Consider the following 24360-nt stretch of genomic DNA (forward strand, 5'->3'; position numbering starts at 1 on the left):
ACAAGGAAAATAGTAGATGAACAAAATTGGACACTTTATTAACGGTCAAGTGATTACCGCTGGCGACCGTTCTCAACCTGTTTATAACCCTTCTACAGGACAAGTCAGCAAAGAGGTCTTGCTAGGCAATGCAAAGACCATTGATGAAGCGGTAGCTGCAGCAAAAGCCGCCTTCCCTGAATGGCGAAAAACCCCACCACTCAAACGCGCTCGCATTATGTTTAAATTTAAAGAGCTATTAGAAAAAAATGCGGATGAAATTTGTCGTTTAATTGGTGAAGAGCATGGCAAAATCGTGCATGATGCCGCCGGTGAATTACAGCGTGGCATTGAAAATGTCGAGTACGCTTGTGGTGCTCCAGAATTACTCAAAGGCGAGCATAGCCGCAATGTCGGTCCAGATATTGACTCGTGGAGTGAATTCCACCCATTAGGTGTGGTAGCGGGTATCACACCATTTAACTTCCCTGTCATGGTGCCATTATGGATGTTCCCGATGGCTATCGTATGCGGCAACACCTTTGTATTAAAACCCTCAGAACGCGACCCAAGCTCAACCCTCTTTATTGCCCAATTACTCAAAGAAGCGGGTCTACCCGACGGCGTATTAAACGTTGTGAATGGCGGTAAAGAAACTGTAGACGCTATTCTTGAACATAAGGATATTGAGGCGGTAAGTTTTGTAGGCTCAACACCTATTGCCGAATATATCTATAAAACAGCGGCTGCCAATGGCAAACGTTGTCAGGCGCTAGGAGGTGCTAAAAACCACGCAATTGTGATGCCTGATGCCGATTTAGACAATGTCGTTAACTCATTATTAGGTGCCGCATTTGGCTCTTCTGGTGAACGTTGTATGGCACTATCCGTTGCCGTGGCTGTCGGTGATGAAATTGCCGATAAAATGATTGCGGCTCTCCAACAAGCGATGGGGAAACTCAAAGTCGGCGTACATTCAGACAAAAACAATGACTTTGGCCCTGTTATCACGGCTGAACATAAAGCAAAAGTCGTAGGACATATTCGTAGTGCGGCAGAACAAGGTGCTAAAGTCCTTGTCGACGGCTCAACGGCAGCACCCGCGGGCTATGAAAACGGATTTTTCGTTGGCGCAACCTTAATTGATGGCGTCACAAAAGACATGACGAGCTATAAAGCGGAAATTTTTGGACCAGTACTACAAGTCATCCGTGTCAAAACTATGGACGAAGCGATGCAGCTCATCAATGAGCACGAATATGGCAACGGTACGTGTATCTATACCCGTGACGGTGAAGCGGCTCGCTACTTTACTGACAATATTAAGGTGGGTATGGTCGGGGTGAATATTCCTCTCCCTGTGCCTGTGGCCTATCAAAGCTTCGGCGGCTGGAAACGCTCATTATTTGGTGATTTATTTATGTATGGTCCAGACGGTGTTCGCTTCTTCACTCGCCGTAAAACCATCACCCAGCGCTGGCCGAGCTCTACCGTTCGTGAGGGTGCTCAATTCTCGATGCCTACGCTATAAGTAGGATACGAAAAAAGTCCTCTGCAAAAACTGCAGAGGACTTTTATCTTTCATACTTCAATAAAAAAGCTCTTAGCTACTTAATAACCAATACTGAAGAGCAATAATTGTCTTAGAGTCTCGAATACGCCCTTCTCTCAAAGCGATATACGCTTCCTCTTTGGATAAATACACGTGCCGTACAAATTCATCTTCATCCAGTTGTGCTTGGCTATTTTTCTGAAGTCCGTCTGCACGATATAGATACAACAGCTCATCACAGAATCCTGCTGCGGTATAAAAGGTATATAGCAGCGTCATTTTCTGCGCCGTATAAGGTGTTTCTTCGGCTAACTCCCGAAAGGCACATTGTTCTGGCGGCTCACCACTAATATCCAATTTGCCAGCAGGTACTTCTAATAAAATCTCACCGCCCGCATGACGAAATTGCTCAACCAATATAACCTTATTCTCAGCATTAATCGCCAAAACAGCCACCGCACCGGGATGGCGAACCACCTCACGTCGCCCTGTTTTGCCATTGGGTAATTGAACAGTATCCACCGACACCTGAATTAACTGCCCATCAAAAACTCGCGTAGACGACAAAAGTTGTTCGCGTAGTGCTAATTCATCTTTCATGCTTTATCCACTCAGCCTTCAATGATTAAGGCGATAAGCCACCATTGCCGACATCAAATGGGCAAGAAATACTGGCTAATTTACGCTCACCCACAGCGACCCTTGCGCCACTTAGCGCAAATACAAAACCATAATGCTCACTTTTTACCGTGATGGACTCCAGCGTAATAGGATTGACGACATCCGCAAGATCTTGTCCTGCCGATACCCATTCTCCTTGCTTCACCTTATAAACCACGATACCCGTCATCGGAGCAGGTACATAGTACAAGCCCTCTAAAGGATGGGCTTCATTGACTAAAGCAGGAACGGGCTCTTGCTTTGGTAAATCAATATAACCTCGACTCCCCAAGAACTGCAAAATACCTTCAGCGTCTTTTTGACCATTTTCATGCGTCAAATCATATTCGCCACGGAATTCTACGGTTGCACTCACAAAAGCATGTTTATCTATCGCCGCCTCTGGGTAACGTGCCTGCACAGCAGACCAAAGCGTTGAATACACCTCATCAAAAGAGCTCGCATTGGAATCTGCCGATAGAATCTGGCACTCAGAACCTAGATAAGCCGCCAAAGGTGATAACACCTCCCACCCTGTCGGTGTCGTATACATATGCAACACAGAAAAGTTATCACAATGCAGGTCCAACACGATATCCGCATCACTACATAAGCGCAATAAATTAAGATGCATTGAATGCACATTTGTACTTGGTTGTATATTTGCCAGCAAATTGCCCAAACGCTCACGAATAAGACGGACATTTTCCTTTGCGTCCGAGGTAAATGCCAATGGATTTTTTTCTAAATCCGCAAGTAAAATATCTTTAATTGGCACCGTATAGAGTCGATTAAAATTCTGCCCCGTCGGCAAATGAAAGCGACCGATATGCATATAGTCAATAGACTGTGCCAAGCCTAAAGGATTACACAAAGGCACTAAGACGATATGTGCTTTTAGTCTACCCTCTTGCTCTAGCTTTAATAACGCTTTATGCAAATGATATGCTGCGAGAGAACCCGGCATTTCATCTGCGTGCAGGCTGGCTTGAATATATACCTTAGGCAAATTCTCATCACCAAAATGCAAGGCCGTATTATGAGCCTGCATACCCGGTGTCATCCATTCAATAGGAATTAATTCTGTACGCATATATCCACCTCTATGTTGAGCTTAACCGACTTTTTAAATGGGCTAAATAACGTTTTTCAACCTGTCTAAATGCAAAAACTAAAACAGTATTTAGCACCAAATACAGAACCGCTGCCGCTGCATACGCAATAAACGGCTCATAATAAGTGCTATTAAAAAAACTCGCTGCCCCCGTAATTTCTACAATAGTTACCGTTGATGCCAACGCTGTTGCATGCATAGTCATAATGACTTCATTACTATAGGCTGGTAAAGCACGACGTAAGCTAGACGGTAAAATCACGCGTCGCATGGCCTGCGCCTTACTCATACCATAAGCATAAGCAGCCTCAATCTCTCCTCGATCGGTATTACGAATCGCCCCAGAGAAAATGACTGTTGAATAAGCGGCCGTATTGAGCGTGAGGGCCGCTAAGACATAAATATAACTACCCTTCAAAAACTCAAAGCCTGGCTGTTGCATTAATTCACTCACAAAACTCAGACTAGGAATACCAAAATAAAAAATATACAACTGGATTAATAACGGTGTACCCGTAAAGAAATACACAAATCCGTTAACCACTTTAGCTGCAAGGGTTTTCTTCTTTTGAGCAATCACAGCAAAAGGCACCGCAAGCAACAAGCCACAGAGCACCGACACCACCGTTAAGAAAATGGTAATGGGAAGCGCCGCAATACAGTCAAGTAACGCTTGATAGAAAAGCGCTAAACTCTCACTCATAACTTTCCTCCTGCTTTACCCCTCGTTGATAGTGTTTCTCTAACCAAGCAAATACACGCAAAGAAATAAAAGTAATGGCTAAGAACAATAACGCTGACACCATATTAAATAAGAACGGCATATGCGTAGAACTTCCTGCTTGATGTGCGATACGTGTCATATCATCGAGACCAATGATAGAAACCAAGGCAGTTGCTTTGGTCAATACCAACCAGTTATTACGCACCCCCGGAAGTGCGTAACGCATCATCAATGGGAACGTAATACGGCGCAATACGGCAAATGCACTAAACCCATAGGCATAACCGGCCTCAATCTGACCATAAGGTACAGCTAAAATAGCACCACGGAAAGTTTCCGTAAAATATGCCCCAAAAATAAAGCTTAATGTAAATACACCCGCAAAGAATGGACTAATTTCAAATGAACCAATGCCCATCGCCTCAGTTAATGCATTCAAACCAATCTGCGCACTGTAATAGACCATCAACATCCAAATAAGGTCAGGCACTCCTCGTACAACCGTAGAGTATGCAGTCGCCAACCCTGACAACACCGCACTCTTAGATAAGCGCATGACAGCACCTACTAAGCCAACGAGTACAGAGAGAACCAAGGAAAGTACGGCGATTTCTATCGTCAGTACAGCACCGCTCAATATCCTTGGCAAATATTGAGACAAAACAGAAAAATCAAACATTGGGCGTCTTTGCAAAATAAACCGTATGAATTTTAACTCAAGAATAATTTTCTGATAGTATTTTTTAAGGAAAACCGTTATAGTAAATTCATTCATTTTTTATTTTCAATCTTACAAAGGAACTTTCTTATGTTATTGAAGAAATCTATCTTAAGCGCTGCGATGTTTGCTATGCTAGCGGTTGGCGCATCAGCTAGTGCGCAAGAACGTGTAATTCGTTTTGGTAGCGATGCCACATATCCTCCATTTGAATACACTGCGCCTAATGGCGATATCGTTGGCTTTGATATCGACCTAGCTAAAGCAATGTGCGAAAAGCTACAAGCAAAATGTACTTTCCAAAACCAAGCATGGGACGGCATTATCCCTGCCCTACGCGCTAAGAAATTTGACGTGATTGCTTCTTCTATGAGCATCACAGAAGAGCGTAAAAAAGCGGTAGCCTTCACTCAAAAACTATGGACAACACCAAATCCATTAATTGGTAAAGAAGGTCTTAAAGCAGACACGACTCCTGAGGGTACAAAGGGTCTAGATTTAGGTATCCAACAAGGTACTATTCAAGACAAATATGCGACAAAATACTTCAAAGATGCAAACATCAAACGCTACAAAACTTTTGAAGATGCCATTAAAGACTTAGTAACAGGTCGCGTACAAGCCGTATTTGCAGATAACGGTGTAGCAGACGAATTCTTAGCTAGCCCAAGTGGTAAAGGCTTTGCGATTATCGGCACACCATTACCATCGTCTGCAGACCGTGAGATTTTCGGTCTAGGTACAGGTTTTGCTGTTCGTAAAGAAGACACAAAACTTCTTGAAGACTTAAACCGTGCCTTTGATGAAATCCGTGCTGACGGTACATACGACAAGATTGCTAAACAATATTTCAAGTACGACGTATATAACTAATTAACTCATATATCTTAGGTTATTGCTGCTCAAGCTATCTACGAGCAGCCATTCTCTAAAAGGCCGTATCGCTCTACTAGTGATACGGCTTTTCTCTTAAGATTTCCTTAAACTTTACTTAAGATAGCCTTAAGCTTGTTTTGTTTTAATAACATCCATGGCAAAGTCCATAAAGACTACTTGCTAACCACGATTTTAATTTACGCTCCTATCCATAATATGACCCTCACCTAGCCTAGCCATGCTAGGCTAGTCACATCATATCCCTGGTCTAGCAACCTCGTCATCACTCAATCCGCGTTCATTAACCTCTTCTTGCTGCTCCTGAACCTCGGCTAATTCCTCTGCCTCAGCCATCTCTGCTGTAGTTGGCACTTGATTACTATCCTCAGATTGCTTCAAAATAACGGGTGGTTCATTAAACACTGCCCATAGCGATTTTATATCATCAATAATGGGACCTGCCGCTAGATACACTAGGATACTCGCCACGGCACACGTAAAAACAAAACCAAAAGTTTTAAATCCATACGCACCTATTACCCCACCGATAAAAAACAATACCAACACTTCCAGTAATAACTTAAATTTCTTCTTATTTGATTGAACCGGTTGAATACTAGGATCCTGACGACTGGCCCTATTCCAATAAAAGGCCTTGCCTAGTTCAATACCAATATCTGTAACGGTTCCCGTAATATGTGTTGAGCGTAAAGCATATTGTGAAATATCTGTGATAATGGCGTTTTGTAGACCCATGATATAGCATAAAGTGGCCACCGTCAGCGATGTCCAGAGCCAATCAAAATCCCATTTAATACCGTCCAACAAACCAAAAAACATCAATGCGCCAGCCTCAATCAAAATAGGCAAAGCATACTCACTCTGCAAATAACGATGGCGTGCAAAGTTAATAATCACCGATGTACTCGCTGAGCCTGCAATAAAGGCCAGTAACGCACCAAATCCCCATAATAAAGTACTCACGTCACCCAATGCCACCATATCTGACATATGCGAAACAATACCGGACATATGCGAGGTGTATTGTTGGACAGCCAAGAAACCGCCGGCATTAATCGCCCCCGCCACAAAAGATAAAAAACACGCCAACTCTGCATTGGCAGATCGCGTTCTTACCTTACCCGTCAAACGTCGAGAATAGTTTAGCAACATAACGATTTTCTCAAATATCAAAAACTTCGGTTAATTTCTGTTATTTCTCAATAAATATACACCTTGACAAAACAAAATTAAAATTGCTTAGCCACTTGCCTTTATTTACTATGAGCATTATTTATGATGTCATGATAAGAGGCTTAGGAGACTATGGATACCATTGCTGTGTCAAGAACAAAACAAGAAAAATGGACAACCAAACAAGTGCAGGCACTTTTTGAATTACCTTTTATGGATTTATTATATCAAGCTCAACAAGTTCATCGTGAGCATCATCATCCTCATAAGGTACAACTTTCTAGCTTGCTCTCCATTAAAACAGGGGGCTGTCCTGAGGACTGTAAATATTGCCCTCAATCGGCACGCTACAACACGGATGTAGAGCGTGAGCGTCTACTTGCCATTCAAGAGGTTGTCAAATCGGCTCAAGCCGCCAAAGACAATGGTGCCTCGCGTTTTTGCATGGGCGCTGCTTGGCGAGGCCCCAAAGAACACCAGCTAGAAGACGTCATGGAAATGATTCGCCAAGTGAAAGCGATGGGCTTAGAAACTTGTGTTACCCTCGGCATGCTTAAAGAAGGGCAAGCAGAAAAACTAAAAGAAGCGGGTTTAGACTATTACAACCATAACCTTGATACTTCACCCGAGTTTTACGGTGAAATTATTACGACGCGGACCTACCAAGATCGTCTTGATACCTTAGAACGAGTCCGCAATGCTGGCATTAAAGTCTGCTGTGGAGGCATTGTTGGCTTAGGCGAATCTCGTGCACAACGCGCAGGCTTACTGAGTCAGCTTGCCAATTTAAATCCTCCTCCTGAATCCGTACCGATTAATCAACTCGTTAAAGTTGCTGGCACACCACTTGCAGAAACCGAAGATTTAGACGAATTCGAATTTATCCGTACTATTGCGGTAGCTCGCATTATTATGCCTAAGTCCAATGTTCGTCTATCGGCAGGACGTGAGCAAATGTCTGATGGCACGCAAGCACTTTGTTTCTTGGCTGGTGCGAATTCTATCTTCTATGGAGAAGAACTATTAACCACCGCCAATCCTCGTGTAGAAGCAGACAAAAACCTTATGTCTCGTTTAGACTTAATACCTAATCTCTAATTGACTAAATGTCTAACGTCAGGTTTATCTAAAACCTGACTTTTTTATTTATCACATCACCATGAACTATCTTATTTTCAGCGTACTATGTAGTGTTATCGTGTCAGTTTTACTTAAAATTGCACGTCGAAATCAGGTGGATATTAAACAAGCCATCGCTTTTAACTATGTGACCGCCGTCACGCTCACTTGGTTTATCCTAAATCCTGCCTTACCGTCACAAGCCGACAATCAACCTTGGCTCTTATTTCTAGCACTAGGGGTTTTATTACCTACCATCTTTGTGGCGATGTCTCGTGCCGTAGAAACAGCGGGTATTGTCCGCTCTGACGCGGCTCAGCGCTTATCTCTCTTTATTCCTATCCTCGCCTCATTTACCATTTTTGCTGAGGCAATCTCGACCCCTAGACTTATCAGCTTAGCCGTGGCATTTGTTGCGCTATTTTGCTTATTACATAAGCCCATCCATGACAAAGAAAAAAATCAATATGCCGCCATTTTCTTATTCCTTGTCTGGATAGGCTATGGGGTGATTGATATTCTCTTTAAGCAAATGGCAAAAACAGGTACAGCTTTCCCTACTGGGCTGACCATTACATTTACCTTAGCCGGTATTTTAATGTTTGCCTATCTGTTACTCACTCGTACTCGTTTTAATCTTCAGTCGATTGTGGCTGGCCTTATTCTTGGTCTTTTTAATTTCGGCAATATCCTCTTTTATATCCGTGCCCATCAGGTCTTTAAAGATAATCCTACACTAGTCTTTACCACCATGAATATTGGTGTTATCAGTTTGGGCACACTAGTAGGTGCATTAATCTTCAAAGAAAAAATTTCCCGTATCAATGCACTCGGTATCATCTTAGCCATTGCGGCAGTTTACTTACTCTATTTCTGGGCAATGCGTTAATTCATCAGCACTTATACATTAAAAAGGCGGCTACCTGTCATAGATAGCCGCCTTTACTGATAACCGCCTTACTTACTTCTTACATTCACTTAAAATATCCAAATCTTTGTTATACACAGATAAACCTAAATCCAAATCACTTACCGCCACCATAGAATGGAAGAAGTTATCATGCGAATAAGTCTTGCTGGCTGCATTATTGCGCAAGCATGTCATATCGTAGGGTTTGTTTTCTTTCCAAGTTGGTGAGAACCAAAATACCATAGGCACTTTTGTCTGATACTCAGGTGCAATGGCATAAGGGGTACCGTGAAGATAAATACCATCTTCGCCCAAAGACTCACCATGATCAGCAAGATAGGCCACCGCCGACTTCCACTCTGGATGTTTTTCCATGCGTGTAATCACTTGATCTATCAACTGGTCAGCATACACAATAGTATTGTCATACGTATTGCTTAGCTGCTCATTAGAGCAACGATTAATTTCGTTCGTATCACACGTTGGCGTAAAGACCTTTTCCTTATCCGTATAGCGCTCAAAATAGGTGGGGCCATGGCTGCCCATTGTATGCAAAACAACCAATAAGTCTTTATCGCTAGGTTTCTCTAATGCCTTATCTAATTCACCTAATAGGGCATTATCTAAACATACATCATTACGGCAAAACTCGGGCAAGTCTAGTAACATGACATTAATGTTTGGTGTATTTTGGCAAACGCCTTTACAACTACTATTATTGTTTAGCCATAAAATCTCTACCCCCGCACGTTGTAGCATATCCAATAAATTATCTTGTTTGGCGGCTTTTGTTCCTTTAAACTCACTTCTAGTCAATGTGGAGAAAATACAGGGTACCGACGTAGCTGTCGCTGTACCACAGCTATTTACATCTTTAAAATTAATAATCTCATCACCACGTGCGGCAAGTTTCGGTGTTGTTTGGCGTGCATAACCATTTAAGCCCCAGTTTTGTGCACGTGTCGTCTCACCCAATACAATCACGGTCACATTACGCTTACTATCAGATTTTGATAGTTTCGCATCCAAGCCTTGCTCCATATAAGGCGTATTATCACGATAATAGTGGCGCACTTTCTTAATGGCAGACTCAACAAAATTAGAGGGCGTAATCAAATAGTGCAAACTCTTATTGTTCCGGAAGAACGAAGCATAGTCTTGATAAAAGAAACGTGCCACACCCAGAATAGCTAAGGCAAACACTAAAATGGCACCTACTCTGTACAATAGCTCTTTCCACCATGTTTTATACTCAATTTTCACCAAGCAATACAAAACGGCTGGCACAATCCCTAAAAAGAAAACCCAACAAAGATAAGGAACCGTCAGTAAACGAAAACTCTCTGCCGCATCCGTCTCTAATACATTGGTCAACATATCTACATCAAAGTAGACATTAAAGAACAATGAGTTATAACTAATCGCCGCACTAATCACAATCAACAAAGGCACAATGACCTTATGCACAAAAGGCAGAGACAGTACGGTTAAAATAATATTAATCGCACAGAAATACACCAATGGAAGGGTATATAAAAAATAGTCCATTGAAGTACCGCCAAACGGCTGCAATTCCAATACTTTACGGAAGAATGCGATATTTAACGCAACCGTAAAATATAAAGAGACTAACAGAATAAGTTTTGTGGAAGACATTTTCCACTGAGGAAGAGAAAGACGCATTACCGATGCCTGATATAAAAGAGTGTTATTTTTAATTTAAAGAAATCAAAAAATAGTTTTTTAATATCAATAAATTACTTTTATTATTGATAACTCTTTTAATTAGACCATAGTAAGCTTAAGGCAATCTTAAGCTTAGTCTAGACATGGTTGCACTATCACAGAAAACGTTATGTTTTAGGTTTACCTTTCCATTCGAAATCATCCTCATCCACCAAAAGATTAGGGACGATAGGACTGACAGGGTCATCGGTATTAAGTACCAAGTCTTTTACCTGCTCCATCGCCTCTTCGTTAGCTGAGATATCTTGACTGATATCCACACGAGGGTCTAACTCATGGACGACAGGGGCTGGCGAGACATCGACCCCCATCGGCACAAACTGTGCGTTTTCAATATTGGGTCTATAATTGGCATGCGATTTCATCACCACCGCTGCCATTATCAATGCACAGGCAATCACATAAATAATATACATATCGACACCGCCGTTATCCATTAAAGTCCCTGCGATAATCGGACCTAAGGTCGCCCCTACACTAAATGCCAGTAGCAATACACCACTTAGCCCGACTCGCAAGGCTGGTGAGACATGCTCATTTGCCAATGCGACTGACAAGGGGTAGAACGTAAACTGTAAACACCCCATACAGCCAATAATAAACAACAGAAAGAAATAACTCGGCTCGCTAAAAAACACCAATGGTAACGCCGCCGCGGCCAAACCTAAAGAGCATACTCGCAGCATACGTAAGCGGTTATAACGATCACTTAAATAGCCCATAGGCCATTGTGCTAATAAGCCCATTAAAACGCATACAGAGAGAAACACCGACACTTGTTTAGCATCTAACCCATTTTTAGTACCATAAACAGCGGCCAGACTATAAAAGGCACTTGTAATCGCTCCACCTAATAGCAACACAATCATTGGTGTAGGCACCATTTTCAAATAAACTCGTACATTTAATGGCGCTTGATCCTGTAGAACAGGACTCACTCGGCGTGTTAATGCGATAGGAATCAAGCATAAGCCTGTCGAGATAGCGACCGCATTAAGCACCGAAACATCTAAGTCTGGAAATGCACGAATTGCCATTTGTCCTAGCACAACACCCAAACTACTCATCACCATATAAAACGAGAAAACCACGCCACGATTATTAGTTTCTGATTGGTCATTTAGCCAGCTTTCCAGCACCATATATTGCGTGACCATCGCGACCCCAACCACCACACGAAAAACGAGCCACACTTCCTTAACAGGTACTAAACTTTGCGCTAACACCATCACCGTCACAATCGCCGCACTTGCCACATACGCACGAATATGACCAAAGCGTCCAATGAGTTTATGCCCTATGCGCACCCCAATTACTAAGCCAAAATAATAAGCAGAAATTAATAAACCCACCCATGCTTGAGAAATGCCATCTTGTGTCAACCGTAAAGACATATAGGTATTATAAAGACCTGTCCCTAAAGACAATAATAAAATGGCAAAATATAAAGACCCAAAAGCAGAGAGTATCTTAATCATGGCAAGTGCGTAGCAATAAAAAAAGCATATCCCCAATGATAAATAAAGGAGGACTTGTTTGTCTACTGATGACGGATGAATATCAAATAAAAAAGCGATGAAGAACAACCTCACCGCTCTATACAAAATCCCTCGTAAATGCAGTCACCGCTGCACCACTTAAGACGCTATTACATAAGAATACTCTTCTTATTAAGCTGTCGCTGGCATACGATAAACCAAGACTGAAACTGGAGCTAAAGAAATAACTTTTGTCGTGACACTACCTAATAATAAGCGTGATAAACCACTGCGACCATGTGTTGCAATGTAAATTAAATCACAACCATGCTCCTTAGCTGCATCTACAATACCGTCAGCAACATTATAGTTAGAAGCAATCACCGAGGTCACTTTAACACCAGCGGCATTCGCACGCTCCAAAACAGGTTTTAAATATTCTTGAGCCTCTTTCTGAGCCGCCTCTTCATAGTCACCATCTGAAATAGCATAAGAAGCTGCCATACCATCAAAACCAATCAATGTTGAGAAAGGCTGCGTAATATTAATAGCCACAATCTCTGCACCTACTTGTCGAGCAAATGTAATACCTGCATTCGCTGCCAAAGCAGAAGTTTCTGAACCGTCAACAGGTAAAAGAATTTTTTTATACATTTATAGGCTCCTTGAAAGAAACGAATCAATATGATGCTCGCTATAATAAGCAAGTTCCTACACCTATTGTAAGCGAAATTTATCCCTTTTTTAAGTCCTTATGACTAGGTAAAACATTCTTTTTAACTATCTTCTGATTTAACGCAAAATGCTTATGACGACTTCACCAACGATTCGTTTACGTTTGACTACCCTAGCAGATATTCCTACTATTCAAGCCATCTATGCGCATCATGTATTACATGGTACCGCAACCTTTGAAGAGGATGCTCCTAGTGTAGAAGAAATGGAAAGACGTTTTCACCAAATTACGAATAATGGCTATCCTTACATCGTCGCAGAATATGAGGGTAAGGTTTGTGGTTATGCCTATCTAGGCGTATACCGCACTCGTCGTGCTTATCGTTTTACGACAGAAAACTCTATCTATGTCGATAAAGACTACGCAGGAAAAGGCATTGGTGATGCCCTCTTAAAAGAGCTTATTCGCTTGGCAGAAAATGGGCCATGGCGTTTAATTATTGCAGTGACTACAGGGGATAACTCCGCGTCAATTCACTTGCACAAAAAACATGGTTTTACCTTAGTAGGAACAGAACCCGGTACTGGCTTTAAATTCGGTCGCTGGATTGATACGGTACTGATGTATAAGCAAATTAATGGTGGTAATAGCACCTTACCTGAGGGTTAAGTCACTATGTTTACAAACTCACTCGGTGCATCAAGCTCTATCCGAGAGGACTACACTAGCTAGCACTGTTAACCAAGCCCCAGTCTGCCGGAGAGGTTTTTGATCACAAAGCGAGTTTGACGAACGAAGTGAGGCACTGTTTGAGCGACTGACAAAAACCTGTAGGCAGATTGGCTCATGTGCAGTAGTGCTGGTAATAAATAATCAGCGACTGCGCGAAACGTGCAGCGAACCTTTTGTAGTAATAGGTACGGACATAATATGTCCACATTGCAGACAGTTCACTTTGTATCGTCCTCACTACAGAACATTGTGTATTCGCTCGGACAGCAAAGTGCGTCGCTATCGCTCGCCGTTTGCAAACTCGCTCGGTACATCAAGTTCTCTCCGTGAGGACTACCAGCAGCTAGCAACTGTCTCAAATAAACCTAATTACCCTCTGTGGTAGGAAGCGCACGCCAAAACGTCTCACCCCCAGAGGCTTTCTCTAAGACCGCAACGTACTTATCATGTGCCTCTAATTCTTCTGCAGTCGCTCGGATAATGGGCAGCGCCGCTAAAACGGTAGCATCTAATTTCTTAACTTCAATTTGTGCAGAGACCTCCTCTTCCTCCACATCCAAACCCAGACCAAACTGACCTCGCGTCATCGCGATATAGACATCCGCTAATAATTCAGAGTCCAGTAATGCTCCATGTAGTACACGATGTTTATTGGAGATTTCAAATCTTGCACAGAGCGCATCCAGATTGTTCTTCTTGCCGGGGAACATCTGTTTTGCCAACTCTAAGGTATCAATCACGCCACCGATAAAGGTTTCTAATGGAGGACGTTTTGCGAGTGCCAATTCGTGATTTAAAAAGCCAATATCGAACTTGGCATTGTGGATGATAAGTTCAGCGCCCGTTAAATAATCAATTATGCGCTGAACCTCATCATCAAATCGATTAAATTGCGATAAGAACTCTGTCGTCAAGCCATGGACACGTAAAGCCCCCTCTTCACTCTCTCTTCCCGGATTGAAGTAAATATGAAGATTGTTGCCTGTCAACTCACGATTAATCATCTCCACGCAACCGATTTCAATCAATCGGTTACCTTCAGAGATTTCAATACCGGTAGTCTCCGTATCTAAAACAACTTGACGTATCATGCTTATGCCATACCGGGAACAACGGTTGAGAAGCCACTATCAACGTGAATGATTTCACCGGTAATACCTGATGCTAAGTCGGATAATAAGAAAGCAGCGGCATTACCCACATCCTCAATCGTTACATTGCGACGTAATGGCGCATTTTGCTCTACCGCATCGAGAATCGTTGAAAAGCCTTTGATACCTGATGCTGCTAATGTTTTGATAGGGCCCGCTGAAATACCATTAGCACGGATACCTTTTGCGCCCACACTACTTGCCACATAACGCACGCTTGCTTCTAAAGAGGCTTTAGCCAAGCCCATGGTATTGTAGTTAGCAATCGCTTTTTCTGCGCCTAGATACGACAAAGTTAAAAGTGAGCCTTGTGCTTTTTCTAATAAAGGTAATGCTGCCTTAGCTAAAGCTGGGAAACTATACGCTGAAATATCGTGTGCGATACGGAAAGCCTCACGAGAAATCCCTTCAAGGAAATCACCCGCAATCGCCTCACGCGGCGCAAAACCAATTGAGTGAACTAAACCATCTAAACGATCCCAGTGCTGAGATAAGCTCGCCACCGCATTTTCGATTTCTTCATCAGAGCCTACATCACAAGGAATCACGATATTGCTACCAAACTCTTTAGCAAACTCGCTAACACGCTCTTGGAAACGCTCACCCACGTAAGTAAACGCCAACTCTGCTCCTTGTGCACGACACGCTTTAGCAATACCGTAAGCGATAGAACGATCAGAAATCAAACCCGTAATTAAAATCTTTTTATTCGCTAGAAAACCCATTTTTCCTATCCTGTAAAAATGATGAATACCCCTATCATCTGGCATAATCATCAAACAATGTTTAATCTGCCTATCTTAGCATATTTGCCTACGATTATCCTTTCTTTATATGTAGCTCAGGCAATGTATACAGCCCCTTTTCATACATCAAGGTCGGCCAAATGGCATGAGCACGTGCTAATCGCTGTAAATGCTCATCTGCTGGAATCGGCTCATAACTTTCTGGTGCCGTATAGCGCATTTGCGTCGCAGGTAGTTTAGGCTGTAATACAGTCAACACATCACCTTGCAAATAACCATAATTATCGTTGTATTGCATCATGGCGCGACCACCAGTACCTGCCTTGGTTAAATCATGACCAATCATAGGATGATTTGCACTCACTCCCGCCAGTGAAAGAAGTGTCACAGGCAAATCTAATTGGCTAATAATACGCTCATCCATGTTAGGTTCGACACCTCCACCTAAAATCAAAGCAGGGATATGGAAATGCTTAAGCGGAACTAAGGTCTGCCCCCATACACGAGAGTCGTGGTCCGCCACAATTAAGAATAAGGTATTATCCCAATAAGGGGACTTTTTGGCTTTCTCAAAAAATTGACCTATACACCAATCCACATAACGTACAGAATTTTCGACACTCGCTGGCTCACCTACTGGCGTAATCCGACCGCTAGGGTACTCCCATGGGGTGTGGTTAGTCACGGTAAACGCTAAGCTTAATTTCGGCGTTTCCAAATCATCCATTAATACCTCATGTAATTTGGCAAACATATCCTCATCAGATACTCCCCACGTTCCCTCAAACACTGGATTCGTAAAGCTCTCCCGATCATACAGCTCATTAAAACCATTACCTAAGAAATAAGACCGCATATTATCAAAATGCGACTCTCCTCCATAAATAAAGCTGGAGCGATAACCTCGCTGATTTAATAATTGTGCCAAGGTAAAAAATCGTGATTGCGACTTTGTTAATCGTACAACGGCATCCGAAAGCGTCGGAGCAAAACCGCTACTGACTGCCTCCAGACCACGCACAGAGCGTGTACCTGTCGCATAACATTTTTTAAACGCCCAGCCTTCTTGCATTAAACGATCAAAATTGGGGCTTAAATTCTGTCCACCTAAACCACCAATATATTGTGCTCCTAAACTTTCTTGTACGATTAAAACAATATTCTTTGACTTAGTGGATGATTTACTGGCTACTTGTTGATGAAATGAAGGGATGTTTAGCGCATTATCAACTACCTGAACAATACCTGCTGCCTCATTGACTAGCGCATACACCTGCTCCTCAGGCATATTTTCATAGGCATCTTTAGCGGAACGCTCATTTTTAATACTATACACCGCATAGTAAACGCTATAAAGCGAGTTCAAGGGCAAAGTATTTAGCATACTATCCCCACAATATGCCACCGTAGAGGGATTAATCGGGCGATGCTGTAATGTCCCTCGAATCATCAAAACGGTAAGCGCGACACCCACAAAAAACTGTACAATCTGCCACCAAATGACATCACTTCCCAAGGCAACCACAGGACCTTTAAACAGATAAAATGCCCCCCACATCAAAAGCACTACAGCAAGTGACCCTATGATTAAGATGGCTTTAAATCCCTTCCAAAGCATTCCCATTACCTCTTGAGGATGCTTTAAGTAATCCACAAAAAGGCGGTTAGGTCGCGTATCATACTCCATAATGAATTGCGCGCTTGAAACTTCAGGAATCAGAATGAATAGGCTTGCGATACAAAGCCATATTGCATTAATCATTTGGGCTGTTTCATTCGCATCAAACCAAGGAGCAAATAGTAACGACGGTGCAATCAGCTTACCAATGGTCGCCAAGTCAATACGCAAACCACCTATCCATAAAGGTAAGATTCTGTGCTGTCTAACACGTTGCCACTGCCACAGCACCAATCCTAAACGAGACAAGTTAAACACGCATAATGCAGCAATAAAAAAAGTAAATATCTGAACGTACATAAAATCAAAGGCAGGCAAAGACTTTCATTTTGCCTGCAAAAATAAAAGATGAACGTATTTTACTCGAAAAGACAATGGCTTATCTTCTTCATTTACCTTTATTAACTTTGCCTATTTATTCTTCTTGTGTTATAGTGGTAACATTTTCTCGAAAAATTTTTATTATTGAGACAAACTCTCCTGTGTAGTCATGCACAACCTTAAAAAAGAGAAAGTCACTTTCAGGATGTGTAAGCGCAGCACAATAATCTCACGACAAAACGCTTAAGTCCTCTTACAAGATAATATTTCCTTAAGCAACGCTTGCTTTTGTTCATATTCCTGAAACATAACTACGTTAATCTACTATTATCGTTATGGATAAATGCTGTGTTTTAACAGCAGGGGATTAGCTTTTTCCAATAATTATTTCTAAAAAGGAAACTTATATGAAACTATTAAATCGTTTACGTGATGAATTTGAATTCAACACACAATCGACTCTTGAAACTACAAAACAAGAGAAAACTCGCAAACCATCAAAGGCCGCTTTAGCTCTTTTACCTAAAGTGTTACCTATGTCAATGCTCAAAGAAAGTCTTCGCTAATACAGCAACTTTTCTTCACTTAAGCATATAGCAAAAATGGCTGAGCAGTTAACCCACTCAGCCATTTTGATATTCAGCATACTACACGACGCATTACGGCATCACATTAAGCGATGCAATCCCATTTCCCAAAAAGCCACTTCCATGCGTGTCGCTGTCCTAAAGATATCCATTAAGCGCGCTTGCTGAGCGGGAGTGGTATCTTTAGCTAGATACTCTAATTGACACTTTGCTAACTCAACCACCTCTTTATACTCAGGACTGGAGTACATCTCAATCCAAGGGCGATAAGGATTATTCTCTAACGTCGTACTAGGCTGGGTCAGCAACCAATCTACAGACTCAGCATAACCTACCAAGCAAGGCATCAAAGCCACATGCAAATCTAGCAATGAACCACTAAAACCGCAATCCAAAACATAGCGTGTATAAGCCACACAAGCACTTGCCTCTGGTTCTTTGAGTAATTGCTCCTCAGAAATCCCCCATTCCTTGCAATAATCGATATGCAATTGGATTTCCGTATCCAACATCGCATTTACACCCGCTTGAGCATAACGCATTTCTTGGAAAGAACCACTTTTATAAACGGCCAAGCCCCATGCACGCGTAAACTGCAATAAAAACAAATAGTCTTGTTTTAAATAATGCTGAAAGCTCTCTTTGGCCAAAGAACCATCGCCTAAACCTCGTACGAAATCATGCTGCGTATACGCTGCCCATTCCTCTCGAGCTGCGTCTTTTAACTGTTGAAAAAATGTCATGCGCTTATCCTTTTTCGTGATACAACACCGTTTTATTTTGGCTCAATGGCGTAGGTTTCAAGCGCAGGAGCTTTTTTAATCAGCCCTTTTTCCAACATAAATTTAGCAAAATTTTCATAACGGGATACATCTAATTTTGCAGCATCCTTGGCTAAATAAGGCAAAGTATCTTTCCATGCTCGGCGATTAAGCTCTGTATCTAATTCCTTAGGTTTGTAGCTCACAAATGCTTGCCATGAAGCCTCTGGTTCGGCTTGAATATAAGCAACTGCTTTATTAAGGGCTTGGTTAAAGCGTTTCCATTTGTCCTGCTGGTCTCTATCCTTATTATTAATCACGAGAATTAATTCTTCATAGACTGGTACACCATGCTCCTCTACTAAGAACGCACGTCCTGGATGTTTTTCAATATCCATTTGGTTTAATTCAAAGTTACGGAAAGCACCAATAACAGCATCCGTTTTCTTAGCAATTAAAGAAGGCGATAAAGACCAATTTACATTAATCATTTCGACATCTTTGCTACTCAGTCCATGATGTTGCAACATCGCGCCTAAAATCACATCCTCAAAACCACCCACAGAAAAGCCAACTTTCTTACCTTTTAAGTCTTTAATCTCTTTAATATCACTCTCTGCTAATACCACTAATGAATTGAGCGGATTATCCACTAACGTTCCAATACGAGAAAGTGGTAAGCCCTCATCAATTTGCATATGCAACTGTGGTTGATAAGTTACCGCCATATCGGCCTGCCCTGCGGCGACAAGCTTTGGAGGAGCAGAAGGGTCTGCCGGTTCTAACATTTCCACCGATAGCCCTGCCTCTTTAAAAAAGCCTTTTTGTTCTGCCACAATTAATGGGGCATGATCAGGATTAACAAACCAATCCAATAATAATTTAATACTATCTTGAGCAAAAGCACTCGTGCTCGAGGCAAATAATGCTGCTGCTAGTAATGTTCTTTTTAACATATCAATCTCCTTTCTAACGATAAGCCACCCAAGGCATTCTTTTTCTCAAGTAATAATCTACACTAAAATACAGCGCCAATGCCATTAAGGCTAAGACAAAAAGGCAAGCAAACATCAAATCCACTTGCATGCGTGCATTAGCCTGCAACATTAAATAACCTAATCCTGAACTAGAGCCAACCCACTCCCCCACAATCGCACCAATCGGTGCAACTGAGGCAGCCACTCGCAAGCCAGAAGCCAATGAGGGTAATGCCGCAGGCAAGCGAATATAACGCAATTGCTGCCATTGACTTGCTTGCATGGTTTTCGCTAAATCAATCCAGTCTTGTGGTGTCTGACGCAAACCATCATAACAAGCCGCTGTGACAGGAAAAAAGATAATTAGACTCGCCATCACCACTTTGGAGGTCATACCATAACCTAACCATACCATTAAAATAGGCGCTAATGCAAAAACAGGGATGGCCTGACTCACCACCAATATGGGTAATAACCATGGCCGAATAGGTTTAACCATTTGCAGCAACAAAGCACATAAGAACCCTGCGGCACACCCCAACAGCATTCCCAAAACAATCTCTAAGAGCGTCGTGCCTGCATGTTCAGCAATCAAATCTAAGCGTGCCCATAAGGTATCTAATACCTGTAAAGGGCTAGGTAAAATAAACTTAGGTACACCTGTAATCCATACTAATAATTCCCATATGCCCATCAGACCAAAGGCGATAATGAGTAAGCGTAATAAGGTCTTATTCATATTCACCCTCTTGACGCATTAAACTCAATAAATGATTTTGCCAATGTAAGACCTCACTGTCATCGACAGCTCGTGGCGTAGGCGTATTTATCTGAGCGATTAAGTTCAACTGTGCGGGACTACCTTGCATTAACCATATAGATTGGCTTAAGCGCAAGGCCTCTAATGGATCATGAGTAATAAATAAGACCGTTTTATCAAACAATAACTCAATAAATAAAGCTTGCAAATCCAAACGCTTAGCGACATCTAAAGCAGAAAATGGCTCATCCATCAAGATAATAGGCTTATCTTCTAAAAGCGTTCGTGCTAATGCCACTCGTTGTCGCTGACCACCCGATAACTGATAAGGCATTCTGCTTGCCAACTCCGCTAAACCAACTTTTTCTAATAAATGGTGAATATCGTAATCTAAGTTTGCTGGCTTTTCTTGACGTAATCGATAGCCCAATGCCACATTATCTCGTACATTTAACCAAGGTAGCAATAAGTCATCCTGAGCCATCCAAGCTATTCGCCCAGATAAAGGCTCAGCATCATCTGTGACTATTTCTCCTTGATAATCACCTACAATACCTGCAATCGCCTTAAGCAACGTGCTTTTACCTACACCCGAACTGCCTAAAATACTATGCCAAGACCCCGCAGAAAAATAAGCAGTCAGCTCTCGAAATAAGAACTGCTGCTCATACTGCATAGTTAATTGCTTAAGTGATATGCCTGTCACTCTCTTTGACAATTAAAGTACCCCAATCCATTTCCAGTATGTTGCTGCAAATAATAACATGAGGAGATAGCCAATAATAGTGATAATAATACCTACTCGTGCAAACTGTTTAGCATCAAAAGTTTCTGTTCCTAAGCACACCATATTCTGTGGTGCATTAACCGGCAAAATGAAACCATAACTCACCACAAAACCCAATACCATAGTCATACCCAAGCGATTAATATCACCGGGGATATTTTGCAACAAGGTAATCATAATGGGGATCATAGATGAAGATAATGCTGTTGCACTCGCAAAACCCAGATGAATAATGATTAAAAAGGCCGCCAATACAGCAAAAATCATGACCGAACCAAAACCATCAATCCCTGTTTTCTCCACAATTTGACTACCTAACCATTGCCCTGCTTCTGTTTGTAAAATGGCCGTGCCTAAGCTGATACCCACACCAAAGACAATCACCGTCCCCCAAGGTACACGGCTTTGAATATCTTTCCATGAAATCACCCCAAGTTTGGGCATTAATAAAATGGCTAATGCGACAGTAGTCGTTGCCGTAGTATTGTAGGTGTGCAACTTACCCTCTGTTGCCCAAAAACCAATCAGTCCGAGCGTGACAAGCAACAAGCGTTTCTGAGCAGAACTCATCGGACCTAACTCAGCAATTTGTTGATGGACTGTCGCCTTACCGCCTTGTAAACCATCTACCTCTGGAGGTAATAACTTAAGTACCACCGCAATCAATACAACCGACATGATTACCGACCATGGCAATGCCGCAATTAACCAATCTAACCATGCGACGCGTTGACCGAGCATTTTCTCCATAAAGCCGACGGTTAATAAATTCTGTGCTGCCGCTGTTTGAATACCAATATTCCATACACTAATCCCTTGTGCTACCACAATCATTAAGCCCGCCGCGAGATTAGAGCGTTTTGCGACACCAAAAGAAGCGATAATACCCAATACAATAGGAAGCATGGCGGCTCCCCTTGCCGTTGCACTAGGGACCACTAGACTGAGAACAATAGTTACCAATACCGTACCAATAAAAATCGATTTAGTGCTCGTTCCCACTAAGTTCATTGTATTTAACGCAATACGCTTATCCAACCCAGTGAAGGTCATACACGCGGCCAAAAACAAGGCGGCCGTCACCAAGGCTAACGCAGAATTACCAAAGCCGGTCAAAGCCAAATTCATAGAGGCGGATGTTCCCCATAACTTAACAGGATCCGTTAAGCTCGGTGCAGTCCCAACCAAAAAAACCATCAAGCCTAAAATCATAATGGAACTTGCTTCGTACGATACCGCCTCCGATACCCAGACAATCACAGCAAAAACTAAAATAGCTAGAATGCGATGACCTGCAATCGACAATCCTTCTGGTGTAGGGAATAATAAAATACCTATTAGTGCCAATATCCCTATCAGCAAACCGATGGGAAACTTGCCGGGCGCAAAAAAAGGCTCTTTCGCGACTGCGTTCATAACTTTTTCCTCTAAAGTAAAAACAAAAGGCAGACTCCTAATCGGTGTCTGCCCTCAATGATAAAGCATCTACTTAAAAATAACTTTATCCATTCTCAAACAGGTACTTAAATCTTTAAGTTCCTGTCCGTTTAATTATTGTTGAACTGCGTATAAGAATACTTCTACACGACGGTTTTGTGCACGACCCTCAGCAGTACCGTTATCAGCGATTGGATCGTTGAAACCACGGCCCTCTGTCGTTAAGCGTGAACCGTCAATACCTTTAGACGCTAAGTAGTTAACTACGCTGTTAGCACGGTTTACTGATAATGTTTGGTTTAACTGTGCAGAACCTGTATTGTCTGTATGACCAACTGTTTTTACACGTAATTGTGGAGACTTAGTCATTTCTTCAGCTAAAGCGTCTAATACTGGGTAAGCACCAGATTTTAATTGGTAGCTACCGGTATCAAATGTAGCGCCTTCTGGGAAGTTCACTTTTAAACTACCGTCAGCCATTTTCGTTGTAGAAACACCTAATTTACCACCAGTTTCTTCAACTTTACCTACGATACGATCCCAGTTATAACCAGTAATAGCACCTGCTACTGCACCGATACCAGCACCGATACCTGCTGCTTTAGAAGAGTCGCCAATAATTGCACCTAAGCCAGCACCAATCGCCGCACCGATACCTGTACCTGCTGCTGTATTACCTGCTGTTGAAGCACAACCTGCAAAAACTGAACCCGCTAATAAAACAGCTGCCAAACGAGTGTATTTCATAGAAATCCCCTTTATCAATATAAGAAATCAATCTTCACAAAGGAATGTGAAGCCATACGACCATTCTAAAAAGTATTTAAGCGTTTGCCTAGTATCAAGCAAGCGATTTAAATATTTTTAACGTTTAAAGTTGTAACATTTCTTGGCAATAACATCACTAACTTATAGTCTAAATGCGTTGCCAAGCGGAAGGTGAGCTGTTCATACTCTTGATAACCGTCTTGTGGGTGCATAAACTCTCTAAGCCCTCCCTCACGAGCTAAAACGGTCTGCCTATCCCACCAATGCTTAAATACAGGGCTATTTAGCGATAATGTCTCAACAAGCATCTGCACGTCAGGCTGCTCAATACTCGCTGCCACATCCGCACGAAACTCAGAAACCGCTCGCATGGCTCGGTTTTCCCAATTCAATACCACCGCTTTTGCCACATCTACTTCAAATATAAATCGTAACAAATTCGGTGACTCCGTTATGGATAACCATTGCCCAAATAGGGCATCCATGCCTTGATTGAAATAGAGAATATTCCATGTTTTATCGAGAATATAGGCTGGTCCCGCGATAGTATCCACACAATCTTGCAGATTTAAAGGTAAACTACCATGCTCTGCCTTGGTAGAGTCGGGATCAATAACATCCGCTAACTCAAATAAATAAGCGCGTTCAGCTGGATTAAGATGCAATACATCCGCCAATGTTGACCACACATGGGCGGACACAGACACATCTCTTCCCTGCTCAATCCATGTATACCATGTCACACTAATATCGCATAATAAAGCGACTTCCTCTCGGCGAAGCCCGGGAGTACGGCGACGCAACCCTGCTGTTAAGCCAGCCATTTGCGGCGTGACTCGCGCACGTGCCGTTCGGACAAAATCACCTAACAACTGCTTTTTACGCGATACTTTTTTTCGCATAATCTTA

24 protein-coding genes are annotated in these 24360 nt (G+C 42.3%); 6 read left to right on the top strand and 18 right to left on the bottom strand.

The window, feature by feature from the left end; translation table 11 throughout:
• Positions 1-16: 16 nt before the first annotated feature.
• On the top strand, positions 17-1510 hold the full coding sequence (locus HKX39_RS07395; protein WP_171680684.1) for a CoA-acylating methylmalonate-semialdehyde dehydrogenase: 1494 nt from the start codon (positions 17-19) through the stop codon (positions 1508-1510).
• Positions 1511-1582: 72 nt separating this feature from the next.
• On the opposite strand, the gene HKX39_RS07400 is transcribed toward HKX39_RS07395, so the two are convergent.
• The 4 genes from HKX39_RS07400 to HKX39_RS07415 are packed head-to-tail and all read right to left on the bottom strand — an operon-like array spanning position 1583 to position 4708.
• Positions 1583-2131, bottom strand: coding sequence for an NUDIX hydrolase (locus HKX39_RS07400; RefSeq protein ID WP_171680685.1), 549 nt, complete (start codon positions 2129-2131; stop codon positions 1583-1585).
• A gap of 25 nt (positions 2132-2156) precedes the next feature.
• A complete protein-coding gene (locus tag HKX39_RS07405; protein ID WP_171680686.1) occupies positions 2157-3284 on the bottom strand; it encodes a succinylglutamate desuccinylase/aspartoacylase family protein in 1128 nt (375 codons plus the stop codon).
• A 10-nt stretch (positions 3285-3294) separates the two neighbouring features.
• Positions 3295-4008: an ABC transporter permease gene (locus HKX39_RS07410; protein ID WP_171680687.1), complete on the bottom strand. Its 714-nt coding sequence runs from the start codon at positions 4006-4008 to the stop codon at positions 3295-3297.
• Entirely contained in the window at positions 4001-4708 is a 708-nt protein-coding gene (locus HKX39_RS07415; protein WP_171680688.1) for an ABC transporter permease, read from the bottom strand. Before HKX39_RS07415 ends, HKX39_RS07410 begins: the two co-directional genes overlap by 8 nt.
• A gap of 129 nt (positions 4709-4837) precedes the next feature.
• Between HKX39_RS07415 and HKX39_RS07420 the strand changes: the two genes are divergently transcribed.
• On the top strand, positions 4838-5620 hold the full coding sequence (locus HKX39_RS07420) for a transporter substrate-binding domain-containing protein (protein WP_246226103.1): 783 nt from the start codon (positions 4838-4840) through the stop codon (positions 5618-5620).
• Between the two features lie 258 nt (positions 5621-5878).
• On the opposite strand, the gene HKX39_RS07425 is transcribed toward HKX39_RS07420, so the two are convergent.
• On the bottom strand, positions 5879-6796 hold the full coding sequence (locus HKX39_RS07425; protein WP_171680689.1) for a YoaK family protein: 918 nt from the start codon (positions 6794-6796) through the stop codon (positions 5879-5881).
• Between the two features lie 153 nt (positions 6797-6949).
• Between HKX39_RS07425 and bioB the strand changes: the two genes are divergently transcribed.
• Together bioB and HKX39_RS07435 are read left to right on the top strand one after the other, a co-directional pair.
• Positions 6950-7915 (top strand): biotin synthase BioB, encoded by a 966-nt coding sequence (bioB, locus tag HKX39_RS07430; RefSeq protein ID WP_171680690.1) that lies wholly within the window; start codon positions 6950-6952, stop codon positions 7913-7915.
• 61 nt (positions 7916-7976) lie between these two features.
• Positions 7977-8825, top strand: a complete 849-nt coding sequence (locus HKX39_RS07435) for an EamA family transporter (RefSeq protein WP_171680691.1) — start codon at positions 7977-7979, stop codon at positions 8823-8825.
• Positions 8826-8897: 72 nt separating this feature from the next.
• On the opposite strand, the gene HKX39_RS07440 is transcribed toward HKX39_RS07435, so the two are convergent.
• The 3 genes from HKX39_RS07440 to HKX39_RS07450 form a co-directional block, all read right to left on the bottom strand.
• Entirely contained in the window at positions 8898-10529 is a 1632-nt protein-coding gene (locus tag HKX39_RS07440) for a phosphoethanolamine transferase (RefSeq protein ID WP_171680692.1), read from the bottom strand.
• 170 nt (positions 10530-10699) lie between these two features.
• Positions 10700-12070: an MFS transporter gene (locus tag HKX39_RS07445; protein ID WP_171680693.1), complete on the bottom strand. Its 1371-nt coding sequence runs from the start codon at positions 12068-12070 to the stop codon at positions 10700-10702.
• A 192-nt stretch (positions 12071-12262) separates the two neighbouring features.
• Entirely contained in the window at positions 12263-12724 is a 462-nt protein-coding gene (locus HKX39_RS07450; protein WP_171680694.1) for a universal stress protein, read from the bottom strand.
• A 154-nt stretch (positions 12725-12878) separates the two neighbouring features.
• Here HKX39_RS07450 and HKX39_RS07455 point away from each other — a divergent pair, with 154 nt between their 5' ends.
• The gene (locus tag HKX39_RS07455) at positions 12879-13415 is read left to right on the top strand and encodes a GNAT family N-acetyltransferase (RefSeq protein ID WP_246226105.1); all 537 of its coding nucleotides are present in this window, start codon (positions 12879-12881) and stop codon (positions 13413-13415) included.
• A gap of 428 nt (positions 13416-13843) precedes the next feature.
• On the opposite strand, the gene dnaQ is transcribed toward HKX39_RS07455, so the two are convergent.
• The 3 genes from dnaQ to HKX39_RS07470 all read right to left on the bottom strand — a co-directional run bounded on the left by dnaQ (position 13844) and on the right by HKX39_RS07470 (position 17311).
• Positions 13844-14569, bottom strand: a complete 726-nt coding sequence (dnaQ, locus tag HKX39_RS07460; protein WP_171680696.1) for a DNA polymerase III subunit epsilon — start codon at positions 14567-14569, stop codon at positions 13844-13846.
• 2 nt (positions 14570-14571) lie between these two features.
• On the bottom strand, positions 14572-15354 hold the full coding sequence (gene fabI, locus HKX39_RS07465; RefSeq protein WP_171680697.1) for an enoyl-ACP reductase FabI: 783 nt from the start codon (positions 15352-15354) through the stop codon (positions 14572-14574).
• Positions 15355-15448: 94 nt separating this feature from the next.
• Positions 15449-17311: an LTA synthase family protein gene (locus HKX39_RS07470; RefSeq protein WP_343043433.1), complete on the bottom strand. Its 1863-nt coding sequence runs from the start codon at positions 17309-17311 to the stop codon at positions 15449-15451.
• 470 nt (positions 17312-17781) lie between these two features.
• Between HKX39_RS07470 and HKX39_RS07475 the strand changes: the two genes are divergently transcribed.
• Positions 17782-17940: a hypothetical protein gene (locus tag HKX39_RS07475; RefSeq protein WP_171680698.1), complete on the top strand. Its 159-nt coding sequence runs from the start codon at positions 17782-17784 to the stop codon at positions 17938-17940.
• A gap of 101 nt (positions 17941-18041) precedes the next feature.
• Here the strand turns inward: HKX39_RS07475 and tenA are convergent, their stop codons facing one another.
• From tenA to HKX39_RS07510, 7 genes are all read right to left on the bottom strand, one after another.
• Positions 18042-18704: a thiaminase II gene (gene tenA, locus HKX39_RS07480; protein WP_171680699.1), complete on the bottom strand. Its 663-nt coding sequence runs from the start codon at positions 18702-18704 to the stop codon at positions 18042-18044.
• Between the two features lie 32 nt (positions 18705-18736).
• Entirely contained in the window at positions 18737-19678 is a 942-nt protein-coding gene (locus HKX39_RS07485) for an ABC transporter substrate-binding protein (RefSeq protein WP_171680700.1), read from the bottom strand.
• A gap of 13 nt (positions 19679-19691) precedes the next feature.
• The gene (locus HKX39_RS07490) at positions 19692-20438 is read right to left on the bottom strand and encodes an ABC transporter permease (RefSeq protein ID WP_171680701.1); all 747 of its coding nucleotides are present in this window, start codon (positions 20436-20438) and stop codon (positions 19692-19694) included.
• Complete coding sequence (locus HKX39_RS07495; RefSeq protein WP_246226107.1) at positions 20431-21177, bottom strand: ABC transporter ATP-binding protein; 747 nt, start codon at positions 21175-21177, stop codon at positions 20431-20433. The genes HKX39_RS07490 and HKX39_RS07495 overlap by 8 nt, the downstream gene beginning before the upstream one ends.
• Entirely contained in the window at positions 21178-22662 is a 1485-nt protein-coding gene (locus HKX39_RS07500; RefSeq protein WP_171680702.1) for a DASS family sodium-coupled anion symporter, read from the bottom strand.
• A 135-nt stretch (positions 22663-22797) separates the two neighbouring features.
• Positions 22798-23436, bottom strand: a complete 639-nt coding sequence (locus HKX39_RS07505; RefSeq protein ID WP_484555882.1) for a YiaD family glycine zipper/OmpA-like lipoprotein — start codon at positions 23434-23436, stop codon at positions 22798-22800.
• 101 nt (positions 23437-23537) lie between these two features.
• On the bottom strand, positions 23538-24353 hold the full coding sequence (locus tag HKX39_RS07510; protein ID WP_171680704.1) for a helix-turn-helix transcriptional regulator: 816 nt from the start codon (positions 24351-24353) through the stop codon (positions 23538-23540).
• Positions 24354-24360 lie beyond the last annotated feature (7 nt).

The sequence above is a fragment of the Pelistega suis genome, from assembly GCF_013133795.1.
GTDB lineage: Bacteria > Pseudomonadota > Gammaproteobacteria > Burkholderiales > Burkholderiaceae_B > Taylorella > Taylorella suis.

Coding starts and splice junctions, on each gene's coding strand:
- HKX39_RS07395 (WP_171680684.1), top strand. CDS start 17: ATGAACAAAATTGGACACTTTATTAACGGTCAAGTGATTACCGCTGGC.
- HKX39_RS07400 (WP_171680685.1), bottom strand. CDS start 2,131: ATGAAAGATGAATTAGCACTACGCGAACAACTTTTGTCGTCTACGCGA.
- HKX39_RS07405 (WP_171680686.1), bottom strand. CDS start 3,284: ATGCGTACAGAATTAATTCCTATTGAATGGATGACACCGGGTATGCAG.
- HKX39_RS07410 (WP_171680687.1), bottom strand. CDS start 4,008: ATGAGTGAGAGTTTAGCGCTTTTCTATCAAGCGTTACTTGACTGTATT.
- HKX39_RS07415 (WP_171680688.1), bottom strand. CDS start 4,708: ATGTTTGATTTTTCTGTTTTGTCTCAATATTTGCCAAGGATATTGAGC.
- HKX39_RS07420 (WP_246226103.1), top strand. CDS start 4,838: ATGTTATTGAAGAAATCTATCTTAAGCGCTGCGATGTTTGCTATGCTA.
- HKX39_RS07425 (WP_171680689.1), bottom strand. CDS start 6,796: ATGTTGCTAAACTATTCTCGACGTTTGACGGGTAAGGTAAGAACGCGA.
- bioB (WP_171680690.1), top strand. CDS start 6,950: ATGGATACCATTGCTGTGTCAAGAACAAAACAAGAAAAATGGACAACC.
- HKX39_RS07435 (WP_171680691.1), top strand. CDS start 7,977: ATGAACTATCTTATTTTCAGCGTACTATGTAGTGTTATCGTGTCAGTT.
- HKX39_RS07440 (WP_171680692.1), bottom strand. CDS start 10,529: ATGCGTCTTTCTCTTCCTCAGTGGAAAATGTCTTCCACAAAACTTATT.
- HKX39_RS07445 (WP_171680693.1), bottom strand. CDS start 12,070: ATGATTAAGATACTCTCTGCTTTTGGGTCTTTATATTTTGCCATTTTA.
- HKX39_RS07450 (WP_171680694.1), bottom strand. CDS start 12,724: ATGTATAAAAAAATTCTTTTACCTGTTGACGGTTCAGAAACTTCTGCT.
- HKX39_RS07455 (WP_246226105.1), top strand. CDS start 12,879: ATGACGACTTCACCAACGATTCGTTTACGTTTGACTACCCTAGCAGAT.
- dnaQ (WP_171680696.1), bottom strand. CDS start 14,569: ATGATACGTCAAGTTGTTTTAGATACGGAGACTACCGGTATTGAAATC.
- fabI (WP_171680697.1), bottom strand. CDS start 15,354: ATGGGTTTTCTAGCGAATAAAAAGATTTTAATTACGGGTTTGATTTCT.
- HKX39_RS07475 (WP_171680698.1), top strand. CDS start 17,782: ATGAAACTATTAAATCGTTTACGTGATGAATTTGAATTCAACACACAA.
- tenA (WP_171680699.1), bottom strand. CDS start 18,704: ATGACATTTTTTCAACAGTTAAAAGACGCAGCTCGAGAGGAATGGGCA.
- HKX39_RS07485 (WP_171680700.1), bottom strand. CDS start 19,678: ATGTTAAAAAGAACATTACTAGCAGCAGCATTATTTGCCTCGAGCACG.
- HKX39_RS07490 (WP_171680701.1), bottom strand. CDS start 20,438: ATGAATAAGACCTTATTACGCTTACTCATTATCGCCTTTGGTCTGATG.
- HKX39_RS07500 (WP_171680702.1), bottom strand. CDS start 22,662: ATGAACGCAGTCGCGAAAGAGCCTTTTTTTGCGCCCGGCAAGTTTCCC.
- HKX39_RS07510 (WP_171680704.1), bottom strand. CDS start 24,353: ATGCGAAAAAAAGTATCGCGTAAAAAGCAGTTGTTAGGTGATTTTGTC.